The sequence below is a fragment of the Kribbella sp. NPDC050241 genome, assembly GCF_044459685.1.
Classification (GTDB): Bacteria; Actinomycetota; Actinomycetes; order Propionibacteriales; family Kribbellaceae; genus Kribbella.
This window is the reverse complement of sequence record NZ_JBITJE010000003.1, coordinates 85,952-111,408: the sequence shown is the minus strand read 5'-3', so window position 1 is coordinate 111,408 and position 25,457 is coordinate 85,952. Positions and strand designations below refer to the sequence as shown.

Annotated in this window: 21 protein-coding genes; 8 read left to right on the top strand and 13 right to left on the bottom strand. The window is 68.1% G+C overall.

Annotated elements, in window-relative coordinates; translation table 11 throughout:
* Nucleotides 1-114: 114 nt before the first annotated feature.
* From ACIBG5_RS15095 to ACIBG5_RS15080, 4 genes are all read right to left on the bottom strand, one after another.
* Nucleotides 115-954: a carbohydrate ABC transporter permease gene (locus ACIBG5_RS15095; RefSeq protein ID WP_396392134.1), complete on the bottom strand. Its 840-nt coding sequence runs from the start codon at nt 952-954 to the stop codon at nt 115-117.
* Complete coding sequence (locus ACIBG5_RS15090; protein ID WP_396392133.1) at nt 947-1,930, bottom strand: carbohydrate ABC transporter permease; 984 nt, start codon at nt 1,928-1,930, stop codon at nt 947-949. Before ACIBG5_RS15090 ends, ACIBG5_RS15095 begins: the two co-directional genes overlap by 8 nt.
* 91 nt (nt 1,931-2,021) lie before the next feature.
* On the bottom strand, nt 2,022-3,341 hold the full coding sequence (locus tag ACIBG5_RS15085) for an ABC transporter substrate-binding protein (RefSeq protein WP_396392132.1): 1,320 nt from the start codon (nt 3,339-3,341) through the stop codon (nt 2,022-2,024).
* A 215-nt stretch (nt 3,342-3,556) separates the two neighbouring features.
* Nucleotides 3,557-4,642: a LacI family DNA-binding transcriptional regulator gene (locus ACIBG5_RS15080; protein WP_396392131.1), complete on the bottom strand. Its 1,086-nt coding sequence runs from the start codon at nt 4,640-4,642 to the stop codon at nt 3,557-3,559.
* Between the two features lie 86 nt (nt 4,643-4,728).
* Here ACIBG5_RS15080 and ACIBG5_RS15075 point away from each other — a divergent pair, with 86 nt between their 5' ends.
* The gene (locus ACIBG5_RS15075) at nt 4,729-6,375 is read left to right on the top strand and encodes an acyltransferase (protein WP_396392130.1); all 1,647 of its coding nucleotides are present in this window, start codon (nt 4,729-4,731) and stop codon (nt 6,373-6,375) included.
* 109 nt (nt 6,376-6,484) lie between these two features.
* On the opposite strand, the gene ACIBG5_RS15070 is transcribed toward ACIBG5_RS15075, so the two are convergent.
* Genes ACIBG5_RS15070 through ACIBG5_RS15055 form a run of 4 tightly spaced genes read right to left on the bottom strand, consistent with a single transcriptional unit; the run spans nt 6,485 to nt 12,175 of the window.
* Nucleotides 6,485-9,004 carry a hypothetical protein gene (locus ACIBG5_RS15070; protein WP_396392129.1) on the bottom strand — a complete coding sequence of 840 codons (2,520 nt, stop codon included), beginning with the start codon at nt 9,002-9,004 and terminating at the stop codon, nt 6,485-6,487.
* Nucleotides 9,005-9,014: 10 nt separating this feature from the next.
* On the bottom strand, nt 9,015-10,325 hold the full coding sequence (locus ACIBG5_RS15065; protein WP_396392128.1) for an ABC transporter substrate-binding protein: 1,311 nt from the start codon (nt 10,323-10,325) through the stop codon (nt 9,015-9,017).
* A gap of 18 nt (nt 10,326-10,343) precedes the next feature.
* Nucleotides 10,344-11,204, bottom strand: a complete 861-nt coding sequence (locus tag ACIBG5_RS15060; RefSeq protein ID WP_396392127.1) for a carbohydrate ABC transporter permease — start codon at nt 11,202-11,204, stop codon at nt 10,344-10,346.
* Complete coding sequence (locus ACIBG5_RS15055; protein WP_396392126.1) at nt 11,204-12,175, bottom strand: carbohydrate ABC transporter permease; 972 nt, start codon at nt 12,173-12,175, stop codon at nt 11,204-11,206. The genes ACIBG5_RS15060 and ACIBG5_RS15055 overlap by 1 nt, the downstream gene beginning before the upstream one ends.
* A gap of 268 nt (nt 12,176-12,443) precedes the next feature.
* Here ACIBG5_RS15055 and ACIBG5_RS15050 point away from each other — a divergent pair, with 268 nt between their 5' ends.
* Nucleotides 12,444-13,550 carry a hypothetical protein gene (locus tag ACIBG5_RS15050; RefSeq protein WP_396392125.1) on the top strand — a complete coding sequence of 369 codons (1,107 nt, stop codon included), beginning with the start codon at nt 12,444-12,446 and terminating at the stop codon, nt 13,548-13,550.
* On the opposite strand, the gene ACIBG5_RS15045 is transcribed toward ACIBG5_RS15050, so the two are convergent.
* The gene (locus tag ACIBG5_RS15045) at nt 13,480-14,778 is read right to left on the bottom strand and encodes an MFS transporter (RefSeq protein WP_396392124.1); all 1,299 of its coding nucleotides are present in this window, start codon (nt 14,776-14,778) and stop codon (nt 13,480-13,482) included. The two genes, ACIBG5_RS15050 and ACIBG5_RS15045, sit on opposite strands and share 71 nt — an antisense overlap.
* Nucleotides 14,779-14,805: 27 nt before the next feature.
* Complete coding sequence (locus tag ACIBG5_RS15040; protein WP_396392123.1) at nt 14,806-15,405, bottom strand: helix-turn-helix domain-containing protein; 600 nt, start codon at nt 15,403-15,405, stop codon at nt 14,806-14,808.
* Nucleotides 15,406-15,578: 173 nt separating this feature from the next.
* Here ACIBG5_RS15040 and ACIBG5_RS15035 point away from each other — a divergent pair, with 173 nt between their 5' ends.
* From ACIBG5_RS15035 to ACIBG5_RS15025, 3 genes are all read left to right on the top strand, one after another.
* A complete protein-coding gene (locus ACIBG5_RS15035; RefSeq protein ID WP_396392122.1) occupies nt 15,579-15,944 on the top strand; it encodes a hypothetical protein in 366 nt (121 codons plus the stop codon).
* Nucleotides 15,945-16,015: 71 nt separating this feature from the next.
* Nucleotides 16,016-17,245, top strand: a complete 1,230-nt coding sequence (locus ACIBG5_RS15030) for a class I SAM-dependent methyltransferase (protein WP_396392121.1) — start codon at nt 16,016-16,018, stop codon at nt 17,243-17,245.
* Nucleotides 17,242-18,408 (top strand): hypothetical protein, encoded by a 1,167-nt coding sequence (locus ACIBG5_RS15025; RefSeq protein ID WP_396392120.1) that lies wholly within the window; start codon nt 17,242-17,244, stop codon nt 18,406-18,408. The genes ACIBG5_RS15030 and ACIBG5_RS15025 overlap by 4 nt, the downstream gene beginning before the upstream one ends.
* A gap of 161 nt (nt 18,409-18,569) precedes the next feature.
* Here the strand turns inward: ACIBG5_RS15025 and serC are convergent, their stop codons facing one another.
* Nucleotides 18,570-19,694 carry a phosphoserine transaminase gene (gene serC, locus ACIBG5_RS15020; protein ID WP_396392119.1) on the bottom strand — a complete coding sequence of 375 codons (1,125 nt, stop codon included), beginning with the start codon at nt 19,692-19,694 and terminating at the stop codon, nt 18,570-18,572.
* 112 nt (nt 19,695-19,806) lie between these two features.
* The gene (locus tag ACIBG5_RS15015) at nt 19,807-20,643 is read right to left on the bottom strand and encodes a phytanoyl-CoA dioxygenase family protein (protein WP_396392118.1); all 837 of its coding nucleotides are present in this window, start codon (nt 20,641-20,643) and stop codon (nt 19,807-19,809) included.
* Between the two features lie 143 nt (nt 20,644-20,786).
* Here ACIBG5_RS15015 and ACIBG5_RS15010 point away from each other — a divergent pair, with 143 nt between their 5' ends.
* Nucleotides 20,787-21,533 carry an AraC family transcriptional regulator gene (locus ACIBG5_RS15010; protein ID WP_360445083.1) on the top strand — a complete coding sequence of 249 codons (747 nt, stop codon included), beginning with the start codon at nt 20,787-20,789 and terminating at the stop codon, nt 21,531-21,533.
* Between the two features lie 13 nt (nt 21,534-21,546).
* Here the strand turns inward: ACIBG5_RS15010 and ACIBG5_RS15005 are convergent, their stop codons facing one another.
* Nucleotides 21,547-22,659 (bottom strand): citrate synthase 2, encoded by a 1,113-nt coding sequence (locus tag ACIBG5_RS15005; RefSeq protein ID WP_396392117.1) that lies wholly within the window; start codon nt 22,657-22,659, stop codon nt 21,547-21,549.
* A 138-nt stretch (nt 22,660-22,797) separates the two neighbouring features.
* Between ACIBG5_RS15005 and ACIBG5_RS15000 the strand changes: the two genes are divergently transcribed.
* Nucleotides 22,798-23,472 carry a hypothetical protein gene (locus ACIBG5_RS15000; RefSeq protein ID WP_396392116.1) on the top strand — a complete coding sequence of 225 codons (675 nt, stop codon included), beginning with the start codon at nt 22,798-22,800 and terminating at the stop codon, nt 23,470-23,472.
* Nucleotides 23,473-23,523: 51 nt separating this feature from the next.
* Entirely contained in the window at nt 23,524-25,455 is a 1,932-nt protein-coding gene (locus ACIBG5_RS14995; RefSeq protein WP_396392115.1) for a hypothetical protein, read from the top strand.
* Nucleotides 25,456-25,457 lie beyond the last annotated feature (2 nt).

The window sequence follows — 25,457 nt, the reverse complement described above, 5'->3', positions numbered from 1 at the left end:
TTTGATGGGCTGACCCATCACCGGGTGGGTTCGCCCACTGCATGCGGCAGGTCAACCCACACTCTGCTAGGTCAGCCCATCAAACGGGGAGCCTGGTCCGGGGGAGGGTGCGGGCTACTTGACCGCGCCTGCGGTGACGCCGGCGACGAAGTGGCGTTGGGCGAGCAGGAAGCCGATCACCACGGGGACGCTGACCACGAGGGCGGCGGCCATGATCTGGTTCCAGTAGATGTTCGTCTGGGTGGAGTACTGGCGCAGGCCGACGGACAGGGTGCGATTGGCCTCAGTTGTCATCACCGACGCGAACAGGACCTCACCCCACGCGGTCATGAAGGAGTAGATCGCGACCGCGATGACACCGGGCCGCGCGGCCGGGAGTACGACGCGCCACAGAGCGCCCATCGGGCCGCACCCGTCCACCAGTGCCGCCTCGTCCAGCTCCCTCGGGATGCTGTCGAAGTACCCGGCCAGCATCCAGATCGAGAACGGCAGGCTGAACGTCAGGTACGTGATGATCAGCCCGAGCCGGGTGCCGACCAGTTGCAGCCCGAACGAGTTGTTGATGTTCACGAAGATCAGGAACAACGGGAGCAGGAACAGCACACCGGGGAACATCTGCGTCGACAGCACCGTGGTGGTGAACACGGCCCGGCCGCGGAACTTGAACCGCGACACCGCGAACGCGGCCAGGATCGCCAGCACCACCGACAGCACCGTCGCGGCCACGGAGACCACCGTGCTGTTCACGAAGTACCGGGCCAGCGGGACCGTCTTCCACATGTCCACGAACGGCGCGATGGTCAGGTTCGACGGCCACCAGGTGAAGGCGCCCTGGACGTCCTTCAGCGGTTTCAGCGACGAGGTGATCATCACGTACAGCGGGATCAGCACGAACAGCCCGAGGACGACCAGCACGACACCCCGGTAGACCTTGAAGCCTCTGGTCTCACGCACGGCGCGACCTCCTTCCCGTGATGAGCAGATAGGCGCCGGTGACGATCATCAGGAAGATCAGCAGCAGCACGGACATCGCCGCACCGGTGCCGAAGTTCCAGGTCAGGAACGACGCGTTGTAGATGTGGAACGTGATCAGATCACCGGCCGGCGGCTGCGCCGTACCGAACAGCACGTACGGCGTGTTGAAGTCGCTGAACGTCCACAGGAACAGCACCAGCACGAGCACGAGGTTCACCGGCCGCAGCGAAGGCAGCGTGATGTTGCGCCATTGCCGCAGGTTGCCGGCCCCGTCCACCGCCGCCGCCTCGTAGACATCCCGCGGGATGCTCTGCAGACCGGCCATCAGGGTCAGGAACGCGAACGTCCACAGCTTCCAGGTCGCGACCGTGATCAGTGAGACGAGCGCGTTGCTGCCGATCAGCCAGAACGGCCGGTCGGAGCTCAGATGCAGGTTGTCCACCAGCACGTGGTTCACCACGCCGGTGTCACGCTGCAGCATGAAGTTCCAGGTCAGGATCCCGGCGTACGCCGGCAACGCGTAGGGGACCAGGAACAGTGTGCGGACGAGACTGCGGCCCCGGAACTGCGGCTGCAGCGCGACCGCCGCGGCCATCCCGAACACCCACGAGAGCCCGACCGTGATCAGCGAGAAGGCGACGGTGACCCCGAACGACTTCAGCAGGCCCTCGCCGACCGCGTTGTTGAAGTCCAGGGCGACCTTGTAGTTGTTCAGCCCGGCGCTCGGCGCGGCGGACCAGTTCGCGATGTAGAACTTGGTCAGTTTGACGAAGCTCATCCAGATGCCGACGAACATCGGGACGATGTGGATGAGCAGTTCCGCCAGCACCGCCGGTGCCAGCAGGAGGTAGGGCAGCCACCGGTTCAGACCGGGCCGGTGCTCCGGGCCGCGCTTCTTGTTCTTCGCGGGTTTGGCCTCGGCTGCCGGCCGTGCTTCGGATGTGGCGACGGACATCGTCTGGGTCGCCTCCTGTCTTGTCGGGATCGGTGGTGGGCTGACGCGGGCAGTGGCCCGGACGGCGTCGTCCGGGCCACTGGGCGTGGCGTCAGCTACTCGCGGCCACCTGATCCTCGGCGGTCTTCAGGGCCGCCTTCACATCGTCGGCGGTCACCGTCCCGCCGGTGGCGATCTTGGCGAACATGGTGTTCATCGCCTTGCCGACGGTGCTCTCGAACTGGTCCTCGGCCGGCACCAGCGGCAGCGGCTTGGACTTGGTGTTGTACACGTCGGCGAAGGTCGCGGCCTCGGTCGCGTCGGTGGTGAAGACCGGCTTGGCGTCCTTCAGCACCGGCAGCGAGGCGAACGGCTTGCCCAGCGTGGTCTGGGTGGTTGCGTCCGTCATGTACTTGACGAACTTCAGCGCCGCGTCCTTGTGCTTGGTGTTCTTGAAGACCGACAGGTTGATGCCGGCGACGTGGCTGGCCACCTGCTCGCCGCCGGAGGGGGCCGGGAACGGCACGACGCCGTACTCGCCGGCCTTCATGCCGTTGGCAACGATCGAGGAGTCGGCGTTGTTCTGGTTGATGACCATCGCGACCTTCTTGGTGGCGAAGTCGTTCACCGACTTGGTGCCGTTGTCGTACTGCGCGTTGGACGGGTTCGCGACCTTGTCCTTCTGCATCAGGTCGAGGTACCGCAGGACGCCCTGCACGTTGCCGTCACCGGTGAAGGTCGGCTTGCCGTCGCTGTTGAACCAGTCGGCCTTGTTCTGCGCGGCGTTGATGAAGGCGAAGTGCACGTTCTCGGTGTAGCTGCCGGCCGCCAGCGCCATGCCCCACTGCTTCTTCGCGGGGTTGGTCAGCTTCTGCGCGTCGGTGACCATCTCTTCCCAGGTCTTCGGCAGCTGCAGGCCGGCCGCGGCGAACATCGCCTTGTTGTAGTACAGGCCGTAGGCCAGACCGTAGAGCGGGACCGAGGTCGGGTCGGTGCCCTCCTTGCCGCCGGTCGCCAGGGCCGTCGGCACGAACTTGTCCTTGCCACCGATCGCGCTCATCGCGTCGCCGTCGAACGGCAGGAACGCGTCGGTCGCCTGCAGCGACGCGGCCCAGGTGTTGCCGATGTTGACCACGTCCGGCGCCTGGCCGGAGGTGATGGCGGTCTGGATCCGGGTCTGGAGGTCGTTCCAGCCGATCACCTCGAGGTTGACCTTGATGCCGGTGTCCTGGGTGAACTTCTGCAGGACCGGGGTCAGCACCTCCTTGTCGTTGTCCAGGCTGGTGCCCTGGTTGCTGGCCCAGTAGGTCAGCGTCTGGTCTCCACCCGAGCCACCGTCGGAGGAATCACCTGAGTCGCTGCCACCGCAGGCGGCCAGGCTGATTCCCAAGGCGGTCACCGCTGCCGCGGCTACAAGCGAACGCAGTCTCACGTCGGACTCCCTCGTCCCGTCGAGCCTCCACGGACCTGTGAAGGCGGATCGGCCCCATAGTGGCCTAACCGGTTAAGTTTCGAAACCCTAACCGGTTCAGTAGAAGCGTGTTCGTTACTACCTCGTGACCCGGCCAACCTTCACCTCCGGCCGGGCAAGCGCAATCCGACACACTCCGGATCCGCCTGAATTCACAGAGTCTTCAAAGACCGCCGTCAGGAGTTCGCCGGCCCGGTCGACTCCCGCACCCGCAGTTCCCCGGCCGGTGCTTGTTCGTGCAGGTCGGTTTCGCCGGCCGCGACCCGGAACAGCAGGTCGGCGGCGGCGCGGCCGCGTTCCATCGTCTTCTGGTCGATCGCGGTGATGCCGGGCCGGGCCAGTTGGCACAGGGGCGAGTCGTCCCAGGCCAGGATCGAGACCTCACCGGGGACCGCCGTACCGAGATCCATCGCGACCCGGAGCGAGGCGACCGCCATCAGGTCGTTGCCGAGCACGATCGCGGTCGGTGGATTCGGCCCGGTCAGCAGCAGCCGGGTCTGCTCCGCGCCGTCGTCGTACCGGTAGCTGCCCTCGATGTGCCGGACCCGGATCCCGCGCTGCTCGGCGTGCTCGTGCAGCATCCGCACCCGCAGTTGCTCGTGCACGAACGTGAACGGCCCGCTGATGTGCGCGATGTCGCGGTGCCCGAGCCCGGCCAGGTGGTCGAGCAGCAGCGTGACGGTCTCCTCCGGCGAGCTGATCAGCCGGCCGGCCTGGTCGTTCGGCGCGTTCGAGCTGACCACCACGCACGGCACCCCGAGGTCCTGCAGCAGCGGGATCCGCGGGTCGTCGTCGTGCTCGTCGAACAGGATGAACCCGTCGACCCGCCCCTGCCGCGACCATCGCCGCAGTACGTCGAGGTCCTCGCCGTGCTCGCCGGTCAGCCGGAGCAGCAGCGAGGAGTCGACCTCGTTCAGGTACTGCTCGATGCCGACCAGGGTGCGCATGTAGAACGCTTCGGTCGAGATCAGCGCCGGGTCGCGGGCGATCACGATGCCGATCGTCCGGGTCCGGCTGGCGGACAGCGCGACGGCGGCCGAGTTGGGGTGGAAGCCGAGCTCGTCGGCCAGCGCGAGGACCCGCTGCCGGGTCTCCTCGCTGACGCCGGCCCGGCCGTTCAGCGCGTACGAGACCGACGCCTTCGAGATCTGCAGAAGGCGCGCGAGATCGCTGATCGTGACTCGGTGACTCCGGCGCCCACCACTGCTCGCCGGACCGTCGTCAGCGGTCTCACCGCCGGCCAAGGATCCGGGTGTCGTCATGGTTGTTTCCTACCCCGCACAGACGGGAGAGTAGCAGCGCCGGTTGTGGGCAGGCGCGGATCCCGAGTCTTGGATAGCGTTATCCCATGACATCTACTGAGCCGCTGCGACTCGATTTCCTGCCCTGGGAGTACCACCGGATCGCCACCGACGAGGAGCGTGAACGGCAGGCCGAGCGGCAGCGGCGGCTGGGCGGATCGCTCACGCTCGCCGGCACGGCGTACGTCGCCGAGTCGGCCGCGGTGTACTGCGACGAGCTGGAGATGGGGGAGCGGTCGTACATCGCGGCGCACGCCTACGTCACCGGCCACATCGCGCTGGGATCGGACTCGACCATCAATCCGTTCTCGGCGGTGCGCGGCCGGATCACGATCGGTGACGGCGTGCGGATCGGGGCGCATACGTCGCTGCTCGCGTTCAACCACGGCACCGCGCCGGGTCAGCCGATCTTCCGGCAGCCGCACACGGCGCTCGGCATCACGGTCGGTGACGACGTCTGGATCGGCTCCAACGTGACGATCCTCGATGGGGTGACGGTCGGACCGCACTCGATCATCGGTGCCGGCGCGGTGGTCACGAAGGACGTTCCGGCCAGCACGGTCGTGGCCGGCAATCCGGCCCGGGTGCTCCGGTCCCGCGAGTCCGGCGCTTCGGTGGCTCCCACGTCTGATCTGGCCTCGCGCCTGACCGCCTTCGCCGCCAGGGCGCGTGACCAGGTGGACGACGTGCTGGCCCGCTGCTGGGACGGCGAGCGCTTCGTCGACCGCCCGGGGCTCGATCAAGAACCTGCGATCCGCCCGTGGTGCGACGCGATCGAGATCGCCGACGTACTGCTCCGTCGTACGCCCGCAGGTCACACCCGCGACGACCTGGTACGCCGCCTCCGCGCGCGGCAGGATCCGAAGAGCGGACTGGTTGCGCCGGGGGACCTCGCTGACGCCGGTCTGGAGGTCCCCTCCGATGCCAGGCTCGCTGTGCTGGAAGGGCCGGCGAGCTACCACATCCTGTGCGTCGGGTTCGCGTTGCAGGTCCTGGACAGCAGCTTCGAGCACCCGATCCGGACCGACTTCGAGCCGGGCGAACTCGACCGTCTGCCGTGGGCGCGACACGCCTGGTCGGCGGGTTCCGCGATCGATGCCTTGGGCACCGCACTCGCCCGGAATCTCCATGACCACAGGGAAACCGGGCCCTTGATGACGTTGCTCGGCTGGCTGACGGTCCGGGCCGATCCGTCGAGTGGCGCTTGGGGTCAGCCGCATCCGGACGACGGCTGGTTGCAGGTCGTCAACGGGTTCTACCGCTTGACCCGTGGTACGTATGCGCAGTTCGGCCTTCCGCTGCCGTACCCGGAGCAGGCGGTGAAGACTGTGCTTGCCCATAGCAATGACCGCCGGATGTTCAGTGGCGACAACTACAACTCCTGCAACGTGCTGGACGTGATCCACCCGTTGTGGCTGGCGCGCAAGCAGACGAGCGTCGGGCTGGACGAGGGGAAGCGCTGGGCCGAGGATCAGCTCAGCCGGATCCTGGATCGCTGGGTGGACGGTGAAGGATTCGCCTTCGCGCCCGACGGCTCCGACGACCGCGCGATCCCCGGTCTGCAGGGCACCGAGATGTGGCTCGCCATCATCTGGCTGCTGTCCGACTACCTCGGCCTGTCCGACGCGCTCGGCTACCGCCCCCGCGGAGTCCACCGCCCCGAGCCGCTGGTCGGCAACTACCCACTGGGGTGATCTGCCCGGACGGGGGTCCACTAGCCTGAACCAGTGGACCCCCGCACCCGTCGACTCGTCACCTCTGTCGTCCTGGCAGCGCTCGTCGCGATCGTCGTGATCGCAGCGGTCATCCGCTGACGGTCGAGGAGCCCAGGACGACGTACGGCTGGTTGGACAGGTCTGCGGCCAGACCGGGGTAGAGCGCCTGCCCGCCGTCACGATGCAGCACGCTGAAGAAGTACATCAGCGGGTACGTCGATGCCGTGTAGTCGCCGCCGATCGTGCCGGACAGGGTCTGCCCGGACAGCTCCATCGGGACCTGCTGCCAGGACTCGGACTGGTCCACGTGCCGGTAGAGCAGTGTCGCGCCGACAACGGTCGGAGCACCCACCTCCAGCGAGAGCGTGACCGGCTTGCCGCGGTCGAAGCTCTCCGGCGCCGTGTGGTTCACGCCAGGCGTGGCCGGCCGGGCCGGGGCTGCCAGCAGTGCTGCGGCCGGCTTCGTGCCTGCTGCTTCCTGCAGTTCGCCGGCCAGGGCCGCCAGGTCGGCGTCCATGTCCGGGATCCGGTCCGCCCAGTGGCCGTGCTCGGAGGCCTCGATCCCGAACCGCAGATCCGTCTGGTAGACGCCGTCGACGATGCCCGGGATCTCGGCATAGGCGTCCCGTGCGGCCCGATAGTGCCGAAGCGCCGACTCCAGCGAGCTGACGTCCTCGGTGGTCCGGAAGATCGAGTAGTCGACCGCGGCCCGGAACTTGCCGGCGAAGAACCGGCCCATCCTGACCAGGATCTCCAGATCGATCATGACCCGGCGAACCTGTGCGTCCGACTGGTCCACGACCTGGGTGGCGCGATCGAGGGCCTGCTGTCCGTCGGCGACCAACTGCTCGATCCACGAGGCCACCTCCAGCGGCGTGTACTTCGCCGAGAGCCGGTGGCCGGCCAGCGCCGCGACGTACTCGTCGATGCCGTAGAAGGTGGTCGGGTCGAACGGGCTGACGCCACCCCAGTTCGCCGGGGGGTCGGTGTCGCCGGCGTAGTGATCCGAGTGCACCCGCGACGAGATCGGGAGGTTGAGGTACACCTCCGGCCAGTAGCCGTTGTTCGATCCGCCGACACCGTGGACCACTGTCACCAGTGGGAGGATCCGGCTGAGCGGGCTCAGCGCGTCCTCCACAGCCGCCGCGGCCTCGCCGTACGTCGACCGAAGGTGGCGCTGCCACGTCTCGGGCTCGGCATCGGGGTTGTAGAGGAGCCTGCCCCACAACAGGTAGCCGTAGCGGTACTTGGTCCACTCCCGGTTGCCGGGCAGCCGGAGGTCGTCGCGGACGTACGGGTCGCGCCCGCCGGGTTCGCCGCTGCCGTGGCGTCCCTTGAAGAAGAGGGGTTCACACAGGTCGACACCGCGGGATCCACCGAACGTCGACAACCGCCCGTACCCGGCCGCGATCGCGGGATCGCCCCATGCCAGCAGCTTCTGCGTCCCCGGCCAGACCCGGAACATCAGGTCGACGGTCCGGTCCTCGCGCAGGAAGTCGCCGTACCCGTAGCGGGTGAACCGGCGGGAGAACTCGGTGATGCCCTTCATCTCGTGGCCGGGCGGAATCGGCTTGGCGGCCTCCTTGGCCCGGATCGAGGCCTGGTGGTACGGCAGTCCGACATGCTCGGCCCAGTACTTCGCGGACAGCACCGGGGACAGGTTCGGCAGGTCGACGGCGTCGAGCAGGGCCTGGTCGACCCCCTTGGCGTGCATGTCGATCTCCAGCGGCCGGCCGACCGAGTTCGCCCCCTCGAACACAGCCCGCCAGAAGATCTCGTGCCGATCGTCGGGGATGCCGCCCTCGTAGTGCACCCGGAAGGTGAGCCCGTCGATGTCGGGACACTCGGTGAGCAGTTTGGCGATGCCGGCCCCGCAGTACGCCGCGTGGTTGTCCGGGCCGAGCCCGCTGATCGGGTATCGGTGGACCGAGTCCCGGCCGTAGTCGTACGCGTGGTTCCACAGGCCGAGCTGGAACTTCAGCCCACGGCGCGTGCTCTCGGCGGCGATGAAGCGCAGTGTCTCCAGGTTGCGCTTCTGCTCATCCGCTCCGACCCCTTCGGCCCGTACGTCGTAGCCGTCCACGTCGAACAGGAAGGGATAGGCAAGGCACAGGTAGTTGTCGGTGGCGCCGTGCCGATCGGCGCCGTAGTTGTACTGCATGCCGAGCGCCAGGTGGAACCGGTTGAACCGGGAGGCGGCCAGCCAGGTCAGGTACTCGGTCCAGAACTGCTGGTCGTGGAACCAGGACAGATCCTCGTCCACGCTGGAGAACGACCGCACCACACCCCGGACGGGAACGGCCGGCTGCTCGGCGAAGGGCGTCGTACCGGCGAGGTCCTGGCCGGCCGCGACCCGGTCCGCGAGTTCGAGCACACCGCACCGGAGGCCGGTCTCATCGTTGCTGATGACAACGATCTCGTCGTCGACACGGAGTACGGCGTACGACTCGGGCACATCTGCGAGGTCCGCGGCGGGGACCTCGTCGGGGGTGGCCAGCCGGACCGGTGGGCCGTCGGCGGCGATCCCCCGCTCCGCCAGGGCTTGCACGAGCTGCTCGATCGCCCAGGTGGCGGTGCGGCCGGTGGTGACGGGGTTCTGCTCGTTCATAGGGCTCCAATCACTTGCCGTCGAGGGTTTTGCCGGCGTCGGCGAGGAACTTCGGGACACCCTGCTGGATCGAGATCTTCTTGAACGCGATGTCCTGGCTGGTCTTCAGCAACAGGTCGCTGACGGCGGTCGAAGCGGCCGGGCCGGCCTGCGGCGGGGCGAAGGCGTTCTTCAGCGCCAGGTCGGTGTAGGCCAGCACCTGCTTCTCGCTCGCCGACAGGTCGCTGCCCTTCAGCAGCACGTCCCGGCCGGAAGCCGAGGCGGGCGGTCCGCTGATCAGCCGCAGGGTCTTCGCGGCCTCCTCGCCGTTGGCGAACCAGTTGATGAAGTCGGCGGCATCGTCCGCGCGCTGGCTCTTGGCGTTCAGCGACAGGTAGCTGCTCGGCGCCGGGAAGGTCCCGCACTTGCCGTCCTTCGTGTTCCGCGGCGGCAGGGTGATGTCGATGGTGTTCTTGGTCAGATCCTGGAAACCGCCCTTGAGGTTGGGCGTGTGGATGTGCGCGAGCGCCGCCTGCTTCTTGACCAGCGGGCTGGTCGGCCAGTCGCCGTACTTGGCCTGGGCCGCGATGTCTGCGGGGATCGTGCCACCGGTCGCCCGCAGCGCGGCCCAGTACTCGAACCACTCGGTCAGCGCCGCCTCGGTGAAGGCGAGCGCGCCGTCCTTGTACAGGTCCTCGCCCTTGCCACGCAGGAAGATCTGCAACGAGGCCGTGTCCCCACTGGGGTCCTCCGCGCCGTAGATCTTCTTGCCGGACTTCTGCCGGATCTCGTTCGCCAGGGCGGCGAAGTCGGACCAGGTCCAGGTCTCCTTCGGGTGCTCCAGACCGAGCTGGTCGAGCACGGTCACGTCGTACCCCATGCTGTAGGCACCCATCGCGACCGGGATGCCGAACTGCTCGCCCTTCAACTGGCCCTGGCTGAGCAGGTTCTTGTCGAACGGCTTGGTGTCGATGGTGTCCGGGATGTACTTCTCCAGCGACTGCAGCGCGCCGGCAGCGCCGTACTGGCCGATCCGGGCGATGTCGATGTTGATCACGTCCGGGGCGTTGCCGCCGGCCATCTGGGTGGCGAGCTTGTCCCAGTACTCCGCGGTCGCGGTGCCCTCGAAGACCATCTTCACGTCCGGATGGCTCGAGGTGTACTGGTCGGCGAGCTTGCTGCGCAGCCCGAGCTTGGTCGGGTCGCCGTAGCTGCTGAACCGGACCGAGTTCTTCGCCTCCTTGGCCGCGGGGTCCAGGTTGCAGGCCGACAGAAAGGGCGCGAGTACGCCGGCCGCGAGTCCGGCCTGCAGGAAGCGCCGCCGGTTGAGGGGTGTGGTCATGGCTGGTTCCTTTCGGGGCTAGCCCTTGAGGCCGGTCGTGGCGATGCCTTCGACGATCCGGCGCTGGGCGAGGAGGAAGACGATGAAGGTCGGCACCAGCGACAGCACCGACATGGCCAGCAGTTGCCCGTACGACGAGTCGCCGGTCGCGTCGACGAATCGCCGCAGGGCGACCGGTACGGTCTCGCTGCTGGGGTAGGACAGGTAGATCAGCTGGGCGAAGAAGTCGTTGTATGTCCAGATGAAGGTGAAGATCATGGTGGTGATCAGCACCGGCCCGGTCAGCGGCAGGATGATCCGGCTGAAGATGCGGACCTTGCCGCATCCGTCGATCATCGCGGCCTCGTCCAGCGTGCGCGGGATCGTGCGGATGAACTGGACCATCAAGAAGATGAAGAACGCGTCGGTGGCCAGGAACTTCGGCACCACCAGCGGGAGATAGGTGTTCACCCAGCCGAGGTTGAAGAACAGCACGTACTGCGGGATCAGCAGCGCGTGCGCCGGCAGCATGATCGAACCGAGCATGATGCCGAAGAACACCTTCTTGCCGCGGAACTCCAGCCGGGCGAACGCGTACGCCGTGAGCGTGCAGGCGATCACGTTGCCGGCTACCGCGAGGACCGCGATCAGCAGCGAGTTGAAGTAGAACCGGGTGAAGGTGGGATCGGTCGCGGTCCAGCCGGCGATGTAGTTGCGCGGGTCCAGCGAACTGGGGAACGGGTTGAGCTGGGAGAAGATGTCCTTCTCGTCCTTGAAGGATCCGCCGACCATCCAGAGCAGCGGATAGACCATCACCAGGGTTCCGGCGATCAGCGCGAGGTGGGTCAGCCACTTCCGCCCGCGCCGGCGGGTTCCAGGAGCTTGCGAGACAGTCGTCATCAGCGGTCCTCGTAGTAGACCCAGCGGCGGGCGAGCCCGAAGTTGATCAGCGTGAAGGTGGCGATGATCAGCAGCAGCACCCAGGCCATCGCGGAGGCGTAGCCCATGTTCAGGTTCGTGAAACCCTGCTGGTACAGGTAAAGCGTGTAGAACAACGTGGAGTCCGACGGCCCGCCGCTGCCGCCGCTCACGACGTAGGCCGGGGTGAAGGCCTGGAACGCCTGGATGATCTGCAGTACCACGTTGAAGAAGATGATCGGCGTCAGCAGCGGCACGGTGACCGACCAGAACCGCCGCCAGGGGTTCGCTCCGTCCACCGACGCCGCGTCGTACAGCTCCTGCGGGATCTGTTTGAGCCCGGCCAGGAAGATCACCATCGGCGAGCCGAACTGCCAGATGTTCAGCAGCACCAGCGTGTAGAGGGCGGTGTCGGGGTTGGAGATCCAGCTGCGGCCGCCGACGCCGAAGAACGCCAGGAAGGCGTTCAGGACACCGTCGTCGTCGAACAGCTGACCCCAGATCACCGCGATCGCGACACTGCCGCCGAGCAGGGAGGGGATGTAGTAGATCGACCGGTACCACGCCATTCCGCGCAGCGGGCGGTTCAGCATGACGGCGACCGCCAGTGCGAATCCCAGCTGCAGGGGGACGGTCAGGGCGACGTAGATGAAGGTGACCTTCAACGACTGCAGGTAGCGCGGGTCGTCGGTGAACATCTTGACGTAGTTGCCGAAGCCGTTCCAGGCGGGTGGCTGCAGCAGGTTGAACTTGGTGAACGACAGGTACAGGGACCCGAGCAGAGGTCCGGCCGTGAGCAGTAGCAGTCCCACGAACCACGGGCCGAGGAAGAGATAGGCGACCCGGTCGGAGCGTCTGCGGGGTCTGGGCCGTGCTGCCGGGGTGCCGCCGGGAGGGATGTCAGCTGTCGGTTCGCGGCCTGCCGGAGCAGAGATCTCGGTTCTCATGCTCATGGTCGGGCCTCCTCTCAGGGTCCTTCTTCACCGATGTAGAAGCGGTTCGGAAAATCGGCCGAAGTCTTCAGATCTGGTGTCTGGAGGACTCCGGCCGGAGTTGTTGGACGTTCAAGAGTTACCGCTTGGTGGAAGTGGGGTTCCACTACGCGAGAGATTAGGACGCCTCCGGACGATGCGCAAGACCGGAGTGCATTCGTATTCATCAGCCTGGAACAGCTCCGCCGCCGGCGCTCGCCGACTCGGCCGGGCGCTAAGGTTCTGGCGCATGAGCTCCAGTGCGCGGTCGTCGTACCTGCTGCGGGCGGGCCTGGTCCGCAACGTGCGATCGGGGGAGCACCTCACCACCTTCGTGGTGTCCGGGGTGGCGACCGTGCTGATCACCCGTCTGTTTCTCGGCTTGAGCGGCTACCCCCAGATCGGCGGCAAAGGTCTGCATATCGCCCACGTGCTCCCCGGCGGCCTGCTGATGCTGGTCGCCATCGTCCTGCTCCTCGGGTACGTCGGTCCGGTCGTGCGACCCGCGGCCGCACTGGTCGGCGGGGTCGGGTTCGGCCTGTTCATCGACGAGGTCGGGAAGTTCGTGACGTCCGACAACGACTACTTCTACCAACCGGCCGCCGCGATCGTGTACGTGATCTTCGTGCTGATCGTGCTGGGGACCCGGTTCATCGCCACCCGGCGGCCGATCGATCCGCGCGAGCAGTTGGCCAACGTGGTCGACCATGCCGTGGAGGGCGTGGCGGGTGGCCTGTCCCGCCGTCGGCTCGCGCAGGCGTCGCAGCAGCTTCGTCAGGTGGGCCTCGACGTGGCGGGCCGCCAGGAGACCCGGGAGCTGTTGGCCGCGTGCCCGGCCGACGAGGTGGAGCTGGCCGCGCCGGTGGACGCCGCGTGGCAGGCCCTCCAGCGTGGCTTCGACCGACTGGCCACGCATCGCTATGCGCCTCGCGTGGCTGTCGGCGTACTGGTGGTCCAGGCGATCGGTGCGCCCGTCATCGCGGCCGGGATCCGCTTCGACGACGGGCTGTTCACCGACTTCGCGGTGCTCGGGGTGGCGGCCGGGAGTTTGCTGTCGGCAACCTTCACGGTGCGCGGCTGGCTGCAGCTGCGGAAGGGCAACCGGGCCCGGGCGATCCGGTTGTTCGAGCTGGCGGTGCTGGTGTCGTTGCTGGTCACCCAGGTGTTCCAGTTCGCCGGGACCCAGTTCGCGGCGGTCGGCGGGATGCTGCTCGACCTGGTGCTGCTCGGGCTGCTGGGCGCCGAGCGCGACCGGATGCGGCGCCAGGAGACCGAGGCGGCGAAGGCTAAGACGTGGGGACTGCCACCGGACTCAAGCCGGCCTCCGTTTCCCGAGGACCCGTCCGATCCTGTGTAGCCTTCCACCGCTCGTTCCGGCCGATCAGCACCGGTGACATGGTCGCGACCAGATAGACCACTCCGGCTGCGAGCAGTGCAGGTGCCAAACCGATGCCGGCGATCGCGGCACCGGCCACGACGCCACCCAGCGGTACGCCGGTCCAGCAGACCGCGTCGGCCAGCGAGTTGACCCGGCCGAGCATCTGCCGCGGGATCCGCTCGATGAACAGGGCGCCCAGCACCGGGTTGATGAAGCCGGCGCCGATGCCTCCGACGGCGTAGATCGCCATCACCATCCACACCGGCGCGTCGAACGCCATCACGACGAACCGTGGCGCACCGCAGATCAGGAACGCGAGCGTGAAGACCAGCTTGCGCGGGATCCGGTCGCCGACGGCCGACGCGACCAGTGCGAACACCGTGGCGGTGACTCCGAACGAGAGGAGGATCAGACTGGTGTGCCCAGGCCCGAAGCCGTGGTCCCTGATCCAGACCGGCAGTAGTACCGCCGCGATCGCGGCGTCGAGCAGGTTGGTGACCGCGATCATCAGGACCAGCGGCATCATCAGCTTGTCCTTGCGGAGGAATCGCCAGCCCTCCAGCAGCCGTTGACCGTAGCTGCCCTCCGGCTCTTCGTCCGCTGCGTTCTTGGCGGCCTGGTGCCGTCGCGGGATCCATCGGTAGATCAGTACTGCGCAGACTCCGAACGACGCGGCGTCGATCCACAGTGCATTCACCTCGCCGACCAGCGTGATGAGTGCACCGGCGATCGCGAACGCGATGAAGCCGGCCAACCGCTCGGTCGTGCTCTCCAGTCCGGTCACGCGCTCCAGCGGCACCTTGGCCGCCTCCGCGATGTCCGGGATCAACGTCCCCTTGGCGGCATCGCCCGGTCCCCGGAGCGCCCCCGCAACGGCGACAAGCACCAGCAGCACCGGGAACGAGAGCGCGTGCAACATGTGCAGAAGCGGGATGAGCGCCACCACTCCAGCGCTGGCGGCATCTGCCAGGACGCTGATCCTTCTCGGCCCGACCCGGTCGATCCACGGGCCACCGAACGCTTTGGAAAGGACCAGCGGGCCCATCTCCGCCAGGGCCACCACACCGGTCTTGACCGGCGACCCGGTCGTCATCAGTACGAACCACGGAATCGCGATCGCGCTGACCCGGGTCCCGCAGATCGACACGACGTTCGCCACCAGGAACGCCACCAGCGGCGCTCGATCCGCCTGCCTCACAGTGCCCACACCCCTCACCTCACTTCGTCTGGTCGTTCAGCGGGTCTCGCGCGGATACGCCTGGATCTGCACCGACACCTGCTCCGCGCCTTCCGGCAGCGGTGCGGTCAGATCGGCCGTCTTGTACTTCTCCAGCACCGCCAGCAGCTCGACCTGCAGCGCTTTCAGCTCCTCCGGACGCAGGTGGAACAGGTAGTCCGACAGGAGGCTGGCGTCCTTCCACTCGGGCGTCAGCGTCTGCATCGAGTCGATGAAGCCGAACATGTTCTCGGCGTACGTCTGCCCGATGCCGTGCAGGAACCCCATCGCCAGCTCGGGCTCCTCGTCCAGCAGTGCGGTCGGATCGAACTGGGTGCTCTGGTGTGCCGACTTCCACCACCGGTCCCGCGCGTTGCCGCGAGTGTCGTCCTCGACCACCAGCCCGGCCTCGGCCAGCTGGCGAAGGTGGTAACTGGTGGCGCCGGTGTTCACCCCGAGCCGACCGGCCAGCGTCGTCGCCGTCTGCGGGCCGTACATCCGGAGCATCGCGAGCATCCGGTTCCGCATCGGGTGCGCCAGCGCCCGCACCAGGTGCCGGTCCAGGTGGACAGTCTTGCCCGGAGCCGCCGGTGTCAGGTCGTCCCTCTCGTCGCTCATGGACCGATCGTAGGACTGCAAAGGCTCTTTGCAAAGTAATTTTGCAAAGAAGTTCTGCGGTTGGTTGTCCACAGGTCGTGAAGTGGGCGTCGGGGAGGGGCCGGATCGCGGCATCTTCTCCGATGACAAGGGACCGGAGCGGCGGTCCGCACCACGAAACGGAGAGAACCACCATGCTGCGAGTGATGCTCGACGAGGCTGACTATTGCGACGTCCCGGCCGACCTGATGACGTTCGACGAGGGAGCGGTGGTCTTCTGGCGCGAGGGCGAGGAGGTCGGCCGGCACCGCCAGGCGCGGATCCGCTCCCTGGAGTTGCTGGACATGCGCTCGATGACACGCAAGATCCGGGACGCCCGCAAGAACCACCCGAACGCGTTCCGCCCCTGGACGCCGGAGGAGGAGCAGACGCTGGCCGACCTGTTCAAGGGCGGCGCCAGCAAGGAGGAACTGGTCGAGACCCTCGGCCGTCAGGTGGGCGGGATCGCGACCCGGCTGCGCTCGCTGGGGCTGCTCGCCGACGACCAGAAATTGCAATGAGTTCACTCACCGCGACCGACGGTCGACGAGACCCTTTTGGATCGGCTGGAGCGGTCGGCGACAATGGCGCGATGCAGGCAGAGGTGGATCCGGATCAGCAGCCCGGCGCACGGGAGGCGATTCGCACGGCGTTGGTGGACCAGGCGTCCCTCGTCCGTGCGCTCGGATCCGGGCGTCGGCGCGGCCACGACCAGCCGCAGTACCAGCGCGTGGAGCTGCGGTACGTCGACCTCAAGGGCCACCGCCACCTGCAGATCACCGAGTACGACGAGCGCCAGGCGCACACCCGCAACCTGGCCGCCGGACCGGACGCGGCGAAGGCGGTGGACGAGTTGCTGGACGTGCCGTACGGGTCGTGGCACGTCGAAACCACAAGCGAGACGCTCCGGCTGCGGTACACCAAGAAGGGCAAGGAGTTGCTGCACCGGCAGGAGGACGGCCGGGAGCAGGAGACCGGCCACGACCGGGTGAAGCAGCGGGCGCTCGATCCGGATGCGCCGTTCCTGATCGAGCTCGGCATCAGCGACCACCTCGGCCGGGTGAAGCCGTCGCGGCAGTCGAAGTACAAGCAGATCGACGAGTTCTGCAAGCTGCTCGCGCCCGCGCTGGACGAGGCGGTCGCGGCGGGCCGGATCGCAACCGGGCGACCGCTGCAGGTGGTCGACCTCGGCTGTGGCAACGCTTACCTCACGCTCGCCGCGTACCACCTGCTCACGGAGGCCGGGCACGACGTACGGATGATCGGGATCGACCGCAATCCGCAGGCGCGGACGCGGAACACGCGGCGGGTGGAGGCGCTCGGCTGGCAGGACCATCTGCGGTTCGTCGACGCGACCATCCAGGACGCGGAGCTCGACGTACGGCCCGACGTGGTGCTGGCGCTGCACGCGTGCGATACCGCGACCGACGACGCGCTGGCGCGGGCGGTGAACTGGGAGGCTCCGCTGGTGCTCGCGGCTCCGTGTTGCCATCACGACATCCAAAAGCAGCTCAAGAGCGTCTCACCACCGGCGCCTTATGCGCTGATGACCAGATATGGCATCGTTCGTGAGCGGTTCGCCGACGTCCTGACGGATTCCCTTCGGGCGGCGGTCCTGCGACAGGTCGGATACCGGGTGGAGGTTGTGCAGTTCGTGGACAGTCAGCACACACCGCGTAACCTGCTGCTCCGCGCCGCCCGGACCGGCGCCAGGCCGACGCCGGAGCTGGAGTCCGAGTACCGGACGTTGATCGACGAGTGGCAGGTCACACCCCGGCTCGCCCAACTCGTGCTGCCCGACGACCGCGAGGTTCGCTCGTGACCCTCCTCCGTCCCCTCGCCCTGGCCGCCGCCGCGTTCTTCACCCTCGGAGTGCTTCCGCTCGCCCCGTCGGCAGTGGCCGCAGGCTCGTCGGCGACCACCGCGGCGGCCGGGCTGACGTCAGCGGCGGCGACGGCAGCGGGCTCGGCCGGGTCTGCGGGGGTGCCGATCGCGGATCCGACGCCGGGGGCGGCGAAGAAGCTGTTCACGATCGGGGACTCGCGGATCGAGGAGTCGTCCGGGCTGGCGAAGTCGCACAACTTCGACGACATCTACTGGACGATCAACGACTCCGGCGATCGCGCCCGGGTGTTCGGCATCGACCTGTCCGGCAAGGTCGAGATGGTGCTCAACTTCAACGCGGAGGTGAGCGACGTCGAGGCGATCGCGGTCGACAAGGACGGCTTCATCTACGTCGCCGACATCGGTGACAACGGGGCCAACCGGGACATGGTCTCGATCTACACGATGCCGGAGCCCAAACAGCGCGGCGACGTGGAGAAGATGACCTACCACCGGTACGACTTCACCTATCCCGACGGGGCCCACGACGCCGAGACGCTGCTGGTGGAGCCCGGGACCAACCAGCTGTACATCGTGACGAAGGCCACCAAGGGCGCCGCGATCTATGCTGCGCCGCCGGGTCCGTCGCGGGAGGGCACGAACGAGCTGACGAAGTTCGCGCCCGCGCCCGCGGGAGTCACCGACGGCGTGTTCCTGGCTGACGGCCAGCAGGCGGTGCTGCGCACGTACACCGACGTGCAGACCGTTGCCTGGGGTGAGACGCCGAAGGTGGTCGCGAAGGGTGCCGCGCCGCTGGGGCAGGGGGAGTCGGTCGCTCTCGGCAAGACCGACAACACGCTCCTGGTCGGGTACGACGCCAAGGACTCGCCCGTCTACCAGGTCCCGGTCCCGGTGAAGAAGGCCGCCTCGCCTGCGCCCTCCGGGAGCGCGACTCCGAAGCCTGGCGCGACCAACGAGGCCGGCACCGAGTCCAAGAAGAACCACAGCCTCCGCTGGATCCTGGTCGGCGCCGCTGCCTTCGCCCTGCTCATCACCATCCTCACCTTCCCCCCAGGCCGCCGGGAACGCCGAGACCGCCAAGCCGAAAACGCCCGCCTGACCGGCCAAGCCCCACCCACCCCCCACCGCCGCCACACCTAACGCCCGCCGCCCCTCGCTGCCCAACCGGGTCGCTGGCGGGTTGTTTGGCCGATGGCGGACAACAACCGGCCAGCGGTGAGATAACCCGCCATCGACCCCGGATGCACAGGCCAATCAGCCGCCGACCTCACGAGGAGATCGGCGGCTGATCGGCGTACGGGTTACTTCAGGCGGTCGACTACGTAGTCGATGGCTTGGGTGAGCTTTTCGACGTCGTCGGGGTCGACCGCCGGGAACATCGCGACCCGGAGCTGGTTGCGCCCGAGTTTGCGGTAGGGCTCAGTGTCGACGATCCCGTTCGCGCGCAGGGTCTTCGCGACCGCCGCAGCGTCGATCGAGTCATCCAGGTCGACGGTCCCGATGACCAGCGACCGTGCATCCGGGTCTTCGACGTACGGCGTGGCGTAGTCGGACTTCTCGGCCCAGGTGTACAGCCGGTTGCTCGAGTCGGTCGTCCGCCCGACGCTCCACTCCAGCCCGCCCTGGTTGTTGATCCAGTCCGTCTGCTCCGCCATCAGGAACAGCGTGGCCAGCGACGGCGTGTTGTACGTCTGGTTCTTGCTCGAGTTGTCGATCGCGGTCGCCAGGTCCAGGAACGCCGGGATCCATCGCCCGGACGCGGTGATCTCCTCGACCCGCGCCAGCGCCGCCGGGCTCATCACGGCGATCCACAGCCCACCGTCGGACGCGAAGCACTTCTGCGGCGCGAAGTAGTACACGTCGACCTCGTTGATGTCGACCGGCAGACCACCCGCACCCGAGGTGGCGTCGATCGCGACCAGCGCACCCTCGTCGGCGCCCGCCACCCGCTGCACCGGCGCCATCACACCGGTGGAGGTCTCGTTGTGCGGCCAGGCGTACAGGTCCACGCCGGCCTCGGCGACCGCGACCGGGCGCGTCCCGGGGTCGGACTTCACCACCGTCGGGTCGCCCAGGTGCGGCGCGAGCTGCGCGGCCTTCGCGAACTTCGAGGAGAACTCACCGAAGCTCAGGTGCTGGCTCTTCTCCCGGATCAGCCCGAACGTCGCGATGTCCCAGAACGCGGTCGATCCGCCGTTCCCGAGCACCACCTGGTACCCGTCGGGCAGCTGGAACAGATCCGCCACACCCTGCTGCACCCGGGCCACCAGGTTCTTGACCGGCGCCTGCCGGTGCGACGTACCGAGGAGCTTCGCGCCCTCGGTCGCCAGCGCGGCAACGGCTTCCGGACGCACCTTCGACGGTCCGGCCCCGAAGCGGCCGTCGGCGGGCTTGAGCTCTGCAGGAATCTGAATGTCGCTGGTCACCAGCGTTTCCCTTCGTCGTCTGCCATTCCTGAGCCGACGACGCTGTCAGCGAACCCCATACTCCCATACCGCGCCAGCCCGACCGCTCCGGGTCTCACCCGGGGCCGAGCGGCTACTCGTGCTTGCGGGTGATGGTCTGAGTACCGGTCAGCACCGCGACAGGCCCGTCCGGGGTGTCGGTCCACTCGCCGCACTCACCGCCGCCCTCGGCGACCTCGAGCGTCGACTCCGAGCCGTCTTCCATCCGCAACGCCGGGTGGTAGTAGGACGCGACCTTCTCGGCCTCACCCTCGATGTAGTGGCCGATCAGCGCGCGCCGGAAGCGGTCCGTGGTGACGTTCGGGTTGCTGCCGTGGACCAGGGCGCCGTGGAAGAACAGCACATCACCTGGTTCCATCGCGATCGGTACGGCGGCGCCCTGCGCCGGCAGCGGAACGGTCACGTCGGTGAAGCTGACCGTGGTGTCCGCCTTCTCGGTGCACAGGATCGGCCAGCGGTGGCTGCCGGGAACGACCTCGAGGCAACCGTTCGCCTCGTCCACGTCATCGAGCGCCATCCACGCGGCCACGCAGGTGCCGGGCTCGGCCTTCAGGTAGAAGTTGTCCTGGTGCAGCGCCTGCCCACGAGACCCCGGCGGCTTGAAGTAGATCATCGTCTGGACCGCGTACGGCGACCGGCCGAGGATCTCGGTCATCACCTTGTCGAGCCGCGCATCGATCATCCAGCGCAGCGACGTGTCGTCCCAGCGGTGCATCTGCGCCATCCGCGGGTACCGGCGGAGCGGGTCGCGGTCGGCCGAGGTGTGCCCGGCGAAGTCGCCCTGGTACGACCCCCGGTGCCGCAGTTCCATGTAGTGGTCACGCAGCCGCTCGACCTCGTCGACCTCGAACAGCCCACGCACCAGCGTGTAGCCCGCCTGCTCGAACTCTTCCTTGTACGAAACGCTCATGCACAGCTCCTGCGAGAGATCCGTCATCGGTGCCCGGAGTCGTCTACCGTCTTCCAGACAGCACTATTCTCCAGACGTCCGCTGCGGCCGGCCACGGATGATTCGCGCGAGGAGTTGAACTTTTGTCGCATTACCCGGCACCGTTGACGCTCGACCTGTTGTCGCCGCCGACGTTCTGGCGCTGCGAGCCCAGCTGGTCGTGGGTGTCCCGTCCGCTGCCGGATCACCTGCTGTGGTGTGTGCTGGACGGACGAGGCTCCATGGAGCTGGCGGGGGAACGGCGAGAGCTGCATCCGGGTGTGTGCGCAGTTTTCGCGCCAGGTGATGCGCCAAGAGCCACGCACGATCCGCGGCGGCGATTGCTGGTGTTCGGTATGCATTTCCAGGTCGACCGGCGCGGAGTGGTGCCGGAGCCGCGGTGGGGCGAGGTGATGGACCGGGAGTTGCTCGGCGTGCTCGCGCGGACGAGTGATGCGTCGTACCGGCGGCAAGATCCGTTGGGCAGGCGGCAAGCGGAGTTGTGCTTGGAGCAGGTGCTCGGGCTCGTCTGGGACGCCGTGCACAACCCCGGCCGGAGCGCCACCGACACCGCGGTCGACGAGGTGGCACGCCAGCTTCGGCAGGACCCGGGGCACGACTGGACCGTCGCTGAGATGGCACGCGGCGCTGCCCTGTCCAGAGCGCAGTTCACCCGCCGGTTCGTCGCGCAGCTCGGCATGTCACCGGCGCAGTACCTCATCCAGTGCAGGATCGACCGCGCCCACGAGTTGCTCACCGAGACCGGCCTGACAGTCACCCAGACCGCTGCCGCCCTCGGCTACACCGACGTCCCGTACTTCAGCCGCCAGTACAAGCAACGCACCGGCCGCTCACCCAGCCAGGACCGCTAAACGCAACCAGCCGCTAGGCCCAGCCCGGATTCCAGCCCTCGATGGCGGTGGCAGGGCGCGTGCTCGGGCCGGAGTAGATCGCCGACGGCCGGATCAGCCGCCCGGTCCGCTTCTGCTCCAGCACATGCGCGCTCCAGCCGGCCGTCCGCGCACAGGTGAACATGGACGTGAACATCGGCGGCGGTACTTCGGCGAAGTCCAGCACGATCGCCGCCCAGAACTCCACGTTGGTCTCCAGCACCCGGTCCGGCCGCCGCTCCCGCAGCTCGGCCAGCGCAGCCTGCTCCAACGCCTCAGCCACCTCGTACCGCGGTGCCGACAGCTCCCGCGCCGTACGACGAAGCACCCGGGCCCGCGGGTCCTCCGCGCGGTACACGCGATGCCCGAAACCCATCAGCCGCTCGCCCGCGTCCAGCAGCCCCTTCACGTACGCACGCGCGTCGCCGCCGCGCTCCACGCCCTCGATCATCGTCAGCACTCGCGCCGGCGCACCACCGTGCAGCGGTCCAGACATCGCACCGACCGCGCCGGACAGCGCGGCCGCGACATCTGTACCGGTCGACGCGATCACGCGCGCGGTGAAGGTCGATGCGTTCATGCCGTGCTCGGCCGCGGAGGTCCAGTACGCGTCGACCGCCTTCACGTGCTTGGGATCGGGCTCGCCGCGCCACCGGATCATGAACCGCTCGGTGATCGTCGTCGCCTTGTCCACCTCACGTTGCGGCACCATCGGTTGCCCGATGCCACGAGCCGCCTGGGCGACGTACGACAGCGCCATCACCGCAGCCCGGGACAGATCCTCACGCGCCTGTACGTCGTCGATGTCGTACAGCGGCCGCAGACCCCAGGCAGGCGCGAGCATGGCCAGCGCGGACTGCACGTCGACCCGCACGTCACCGGTATGGACCGGCAGCGGGAACGGCTCGGCCGGCGGCAGACCCGGGGTGAACGCGCCGTCGACCAGCAGACCCCAGACATTCTCGAACGGCACCCGGCCGACCAGGTCCTCGATGTCCACGCCCCGGTAGCGCAGCGCCGAACCTTCCTTGTCCGGCTCCGCGATCTGGGTGTCGAAGGCGACCACGCCCTCGAGCCCGTGCTGCACCTCGGTCCTCGGATCTGACATGCGACTCCCTCGTCCTCGTGATCGACGCACGAAGCCCACCAGGAGAGCCGCGCGCACCGTTGGGCGCCCAGGCAGCATATGTCTCCGGCTCGGCGACCGGACAGATGTGTGACCGGTTCGAGGTCTACGGTGGAGCACATGCCAGCCAAGCCCAATCCCGTCCTGGGTCTCGTGCTCGGGATCATCATTGGTTACGCCGGAATCGTCGGCGGGTCGTACGCCGGCACCCGGCTGGCCCTGACGCGTCAGGTCAGGTTCGACAGCATCCTCACCCACGGTCTGCAGTGGCTCCTGATGCTGGTGGCCATCGCGGTCATCGTCGGTCTGCTGATGGCGATCCGGTCGATCGGGGCCGGCGTCATGGTCGGAGCCGGCGCTCTGATGACGGTGGCCGGACTGGTCGTGATGCTTGCGCCGATCCGCGCCGCCTACGACGTGGTCAAGCTGTTCCAGGTCCCCGGCACGAGGACGATCGCCTACATGCTCACCGATGGGTCAGCACTGTTCATCGGCATCGTGCTGCTGATCGGCGGCATCGGACGCTGGGCAGGCGACGCCAAGACCACTCGGGCGCTCCGTGGCGAGAGCGGAGGCTACAACCCGGCCTACGCCGCGCAGCCGCAGCAGTGGGGTGGCTACCCGGGCCAGCAACAGCAGCCCCAGCCGCATCCGCAGGCCTACCCGGGCCAGCCGCAACAGGCCCAGCAACCAGGTCAGCAACCGGGCCAGCACCAGGACCGGCAGCAGCCCGGGGCGTACCCCGGTCAGCAGCCGCCCGGCAGCACTTTCCCCGGCCAGCAACCGCCACGGTAAATTTCCGGACTGGATCGCAACTTTCCGCTCGGAACGTGCATCTGGCTCTGCATGGAAACTCTGGTCGCCTACGCCTTCAACAACGACAGCGCCTCCCGGGCTGCCGCGGGGCGGGCACGGATCGAGGCGTACTACGACGGCCTCTGGGACCGCAGGGGCAAGCACAGCGGGTACGACGGCAGCACGATCGGTCTGCACGTGTGGGACCGGGACGACAGCGGTTCGTTCTGGCCGTCCTGGCACGACGCCGGTGAGCTCCGGATCGCCACCCAGCACGCGCCGCTGGGCTATCAGCGGGTGATCGGCGACGTCCCGCCGCACGACGCGCCGGCCAAGCTGGCGCACGCGGTACGCCGGAGCCCGGCCGGCTTCCTGGAGCTTGCCCCGCCGTTCACGATGGCGGTGCTGGATCCGGACGAGGACCGCCTGGACCTGTTCACCGACTCGATCGGTGTCGGCCGGCTCTTCCAGCTGCGGCTGTCCGACGGCTGGGTGTGGAGCAACCGGCCGGTGGCCGCGCTGCTGTTCGGCGGCACCCATGCCGCGGCGGACCGGCGCGGCTGGACCTTTGCCGCGGCCTGCGGCTGGTTCATGGATGACAGTACGCCGTACGACGGGGTCCTCGCGGTGCCCGGGGCGACGCACATCGTTGCAGACGGCAGGCGTCGTCGGCAGACCGTCAGCCGGATCGAGACCACCAGCGTGTGGTCGACCGACAGCCCGGACACGGTGGAGGAGACGGCCGAGGCACTGCAGGATGTCGCGCGATCAGTAGGTCGGCTGTGGCCCGGCAAGCCGACCGTCGACCTGAGTGGTGGCCGCGACTCCAGAGTGGTCGCCGCCTCGTTCCTTGCCGCCGGTGTGGACGTGAAGCTCAACAGCTACGACGCAGTGCCGGGTGAGCTCGACGTGGCCGAATCGCTGGTGCAGATGCTCCCGCAGCAGGTCGAGCACTTCACCACGCGCAAGCCGGTGGGCGTGAAGGCGGCGAAGGTATCGGCCCAGCCGCCGAAGTCGCCGGCGCTGGTGGAGCGTGCGTTGCGCTGGCACCGGTACGCGGAGGGCCTCCGTCCGGCCAGCTACCTGTTCCACGCGCCGCCCGCCACTCTGGCCAACGTCGCCCACCTGGCCATCGGCGGTGCCGGCGGTGAAGTAGCCCACGGCCACTTCTACCCGAACGACGTACTCCAGCTCGACGCCCTCCCACTGCACGACAAGCTGCATGCCTTCGGCAACCGTCTGCAGACCCGGTTGACCCCGACCGCAGGCCCGTCCGAGCGATCCCGGACCGCCGTCGCCGACCAGATCGAGCATGTACTGCGTGACGCGGTGCACGGCGGCATCGAGAACGCGACCATGATCGATTACTTCTACGTGGTCGAACGTCTGCGTCGCTGGGGGACGACGGGCGAGCGCAGCGGTGTCGTCTCGCCGCTGCTGATCCCGGCGTTCGTCCGGGCCGCGTTCGCTCTCGATCCCAGTCAGCGGGTCGAGAACGCCCTGCACCGCAAGCTGGTGCGGCACCTGGTGCCCGAGTGGGCCGACGTACCGTTCTTCAAGCCGGTCGTCGCCCCGGCGACACCTCGGCCTGCCAAGAGCACGGTCCGCTGCCTGGCCGACGCGCCCGACCGCGAACTGATCGAGCAACTCCTGACCGAGGTCGACGGCTTCGATCCGGGGTCGCTCAGCACGCTGTGGGCGGCGTCCACGGCGGGCGCCAGCTCGGCCGGCGGCGAGGCCACTCTGCGGCAGGCGCTCTGGCGGGCGACGTTCGACCAGCATCTCGAGGAGATCAACCGCCACCTGCCGGAGGACACCCGCCCGGTCGTTCGGATCGCCCCACCGCGGCCCGCGCCGGTCGTGATCCCGAAGAAACGCCGTCTGGTCCGGAACTCGGCCGCCCGGCTGCTGGCGTCGACCGTCCTGTGGCGGACCTTCCGAGCCAGCAAACTCGGCCGGTCCTGGCGCAGCCTCAGCAAGTAGGG

Coding starts and splice junctions, on each gene's coding strand:
- ACIBG5_RS15090 (WP_396392133.1), bottom strand. CDS start 1,930: ATGTCCGTCGCCACATCCGAAGCACGGCCGGCAGCCGAGGCCAAACCC.
- ACIBG5_RS15080 (WP_396392131.1), bottom strand. CDS start 4,642: ATGACGACACCCGGATCCTTGGCCGGCGGTGAGACCGCTGACGACGGT.
- ACIBG5_RS15075 (WP_396392130.1), top strand. CDS start 4,729: ATGACATCTACTGAGCCGCTGCGACTCGATTTCCTGCCCTGGGAGTAC.
- ACIBG5_RS15070 (WP_396392129.1), bottom strand. CDS start 9,004: ATGAACGAGCAGAACCCCGTCACCACCGGCCGCACCGCCACCTGGGCG.
- ACIBG5_RS15065 (WP_396392128.1), bottom strand. CDS start 10,325: ATGACCACACCCCTCAACCGGCGGCGCTTCCTGCAGGCCGGACTCGCG.
- ACIBG5_RS15060 (WP_396392127.1), bottom strand. CDS start 11,204: ATGACGACTGTCTCGCAAGCTCCTGGAACCCGCCGGCGCGGGCGGAAG.
- ACIBG5_RS15055 (WP_396392126.1), bottom strand. CDS start 12,175: ATGAGCATGAGAACCGAGATCTCTGCTCCGGCAGGCCGCGAACCGACA.
- ACIBG5_RS15050 (WP_396392125.1), top strand. CDS start 12,444: ATGAGCTCCAGTGCGCGGTCGTCGTACCTGCTGCGGGCGGGCCTGGTC.
- ACIBG5_RS15040 (WP_396392123.1), bottom strand. CDS start 15,405: ATGAGCGACGAGAGGGACGACCTGACACCGGCGGCTCCGGGCAAGACT.
- ACIBG5_RS15035 (WP_396392122.1), top strand. CDS start 15,579: ATGCTGCGAGTGATGCTCGACGAGGCTGACTATTGCGACGTCCCGGCC.
- ACIBG5_RS15030 (WP_396392121.1), top strand. CDS start 16,016: ATGCAGGCAGAGGTGGATCCGGATCAGCAGCCCGGCGCACGGGAGGCG.
- ACIBG5_RS15015 (WP_396392118.1), bottom strand. CDS start 20,643: ATGAGCGTTTCGTACAAGGAAGAGTTCGAGCAGGCGGGCTACACGCTG.
- ACIBG5_RS15005 (WP_396392117.1), bottom strand. CDS start 22,659: ATGTCAGATCCGAGGACCGAGGTGCAGCACGGGCTCGAGGGCGTGGTC.
- ACIBG5_RS15000 (WP_396392116.1), top strand. CDS start 22,798: ATGCCAGCCAAGCCCAATCCCGTCCTGGGTCTCGTGCTCGGGATCATC.
- ACIBG5_RS14995 (WP_396392115.1), top strand. CDS start 23,524: ATGGAAACTCTGGTCGCCTACGCCTTCAACAACGACAGCGCCTCCCGG.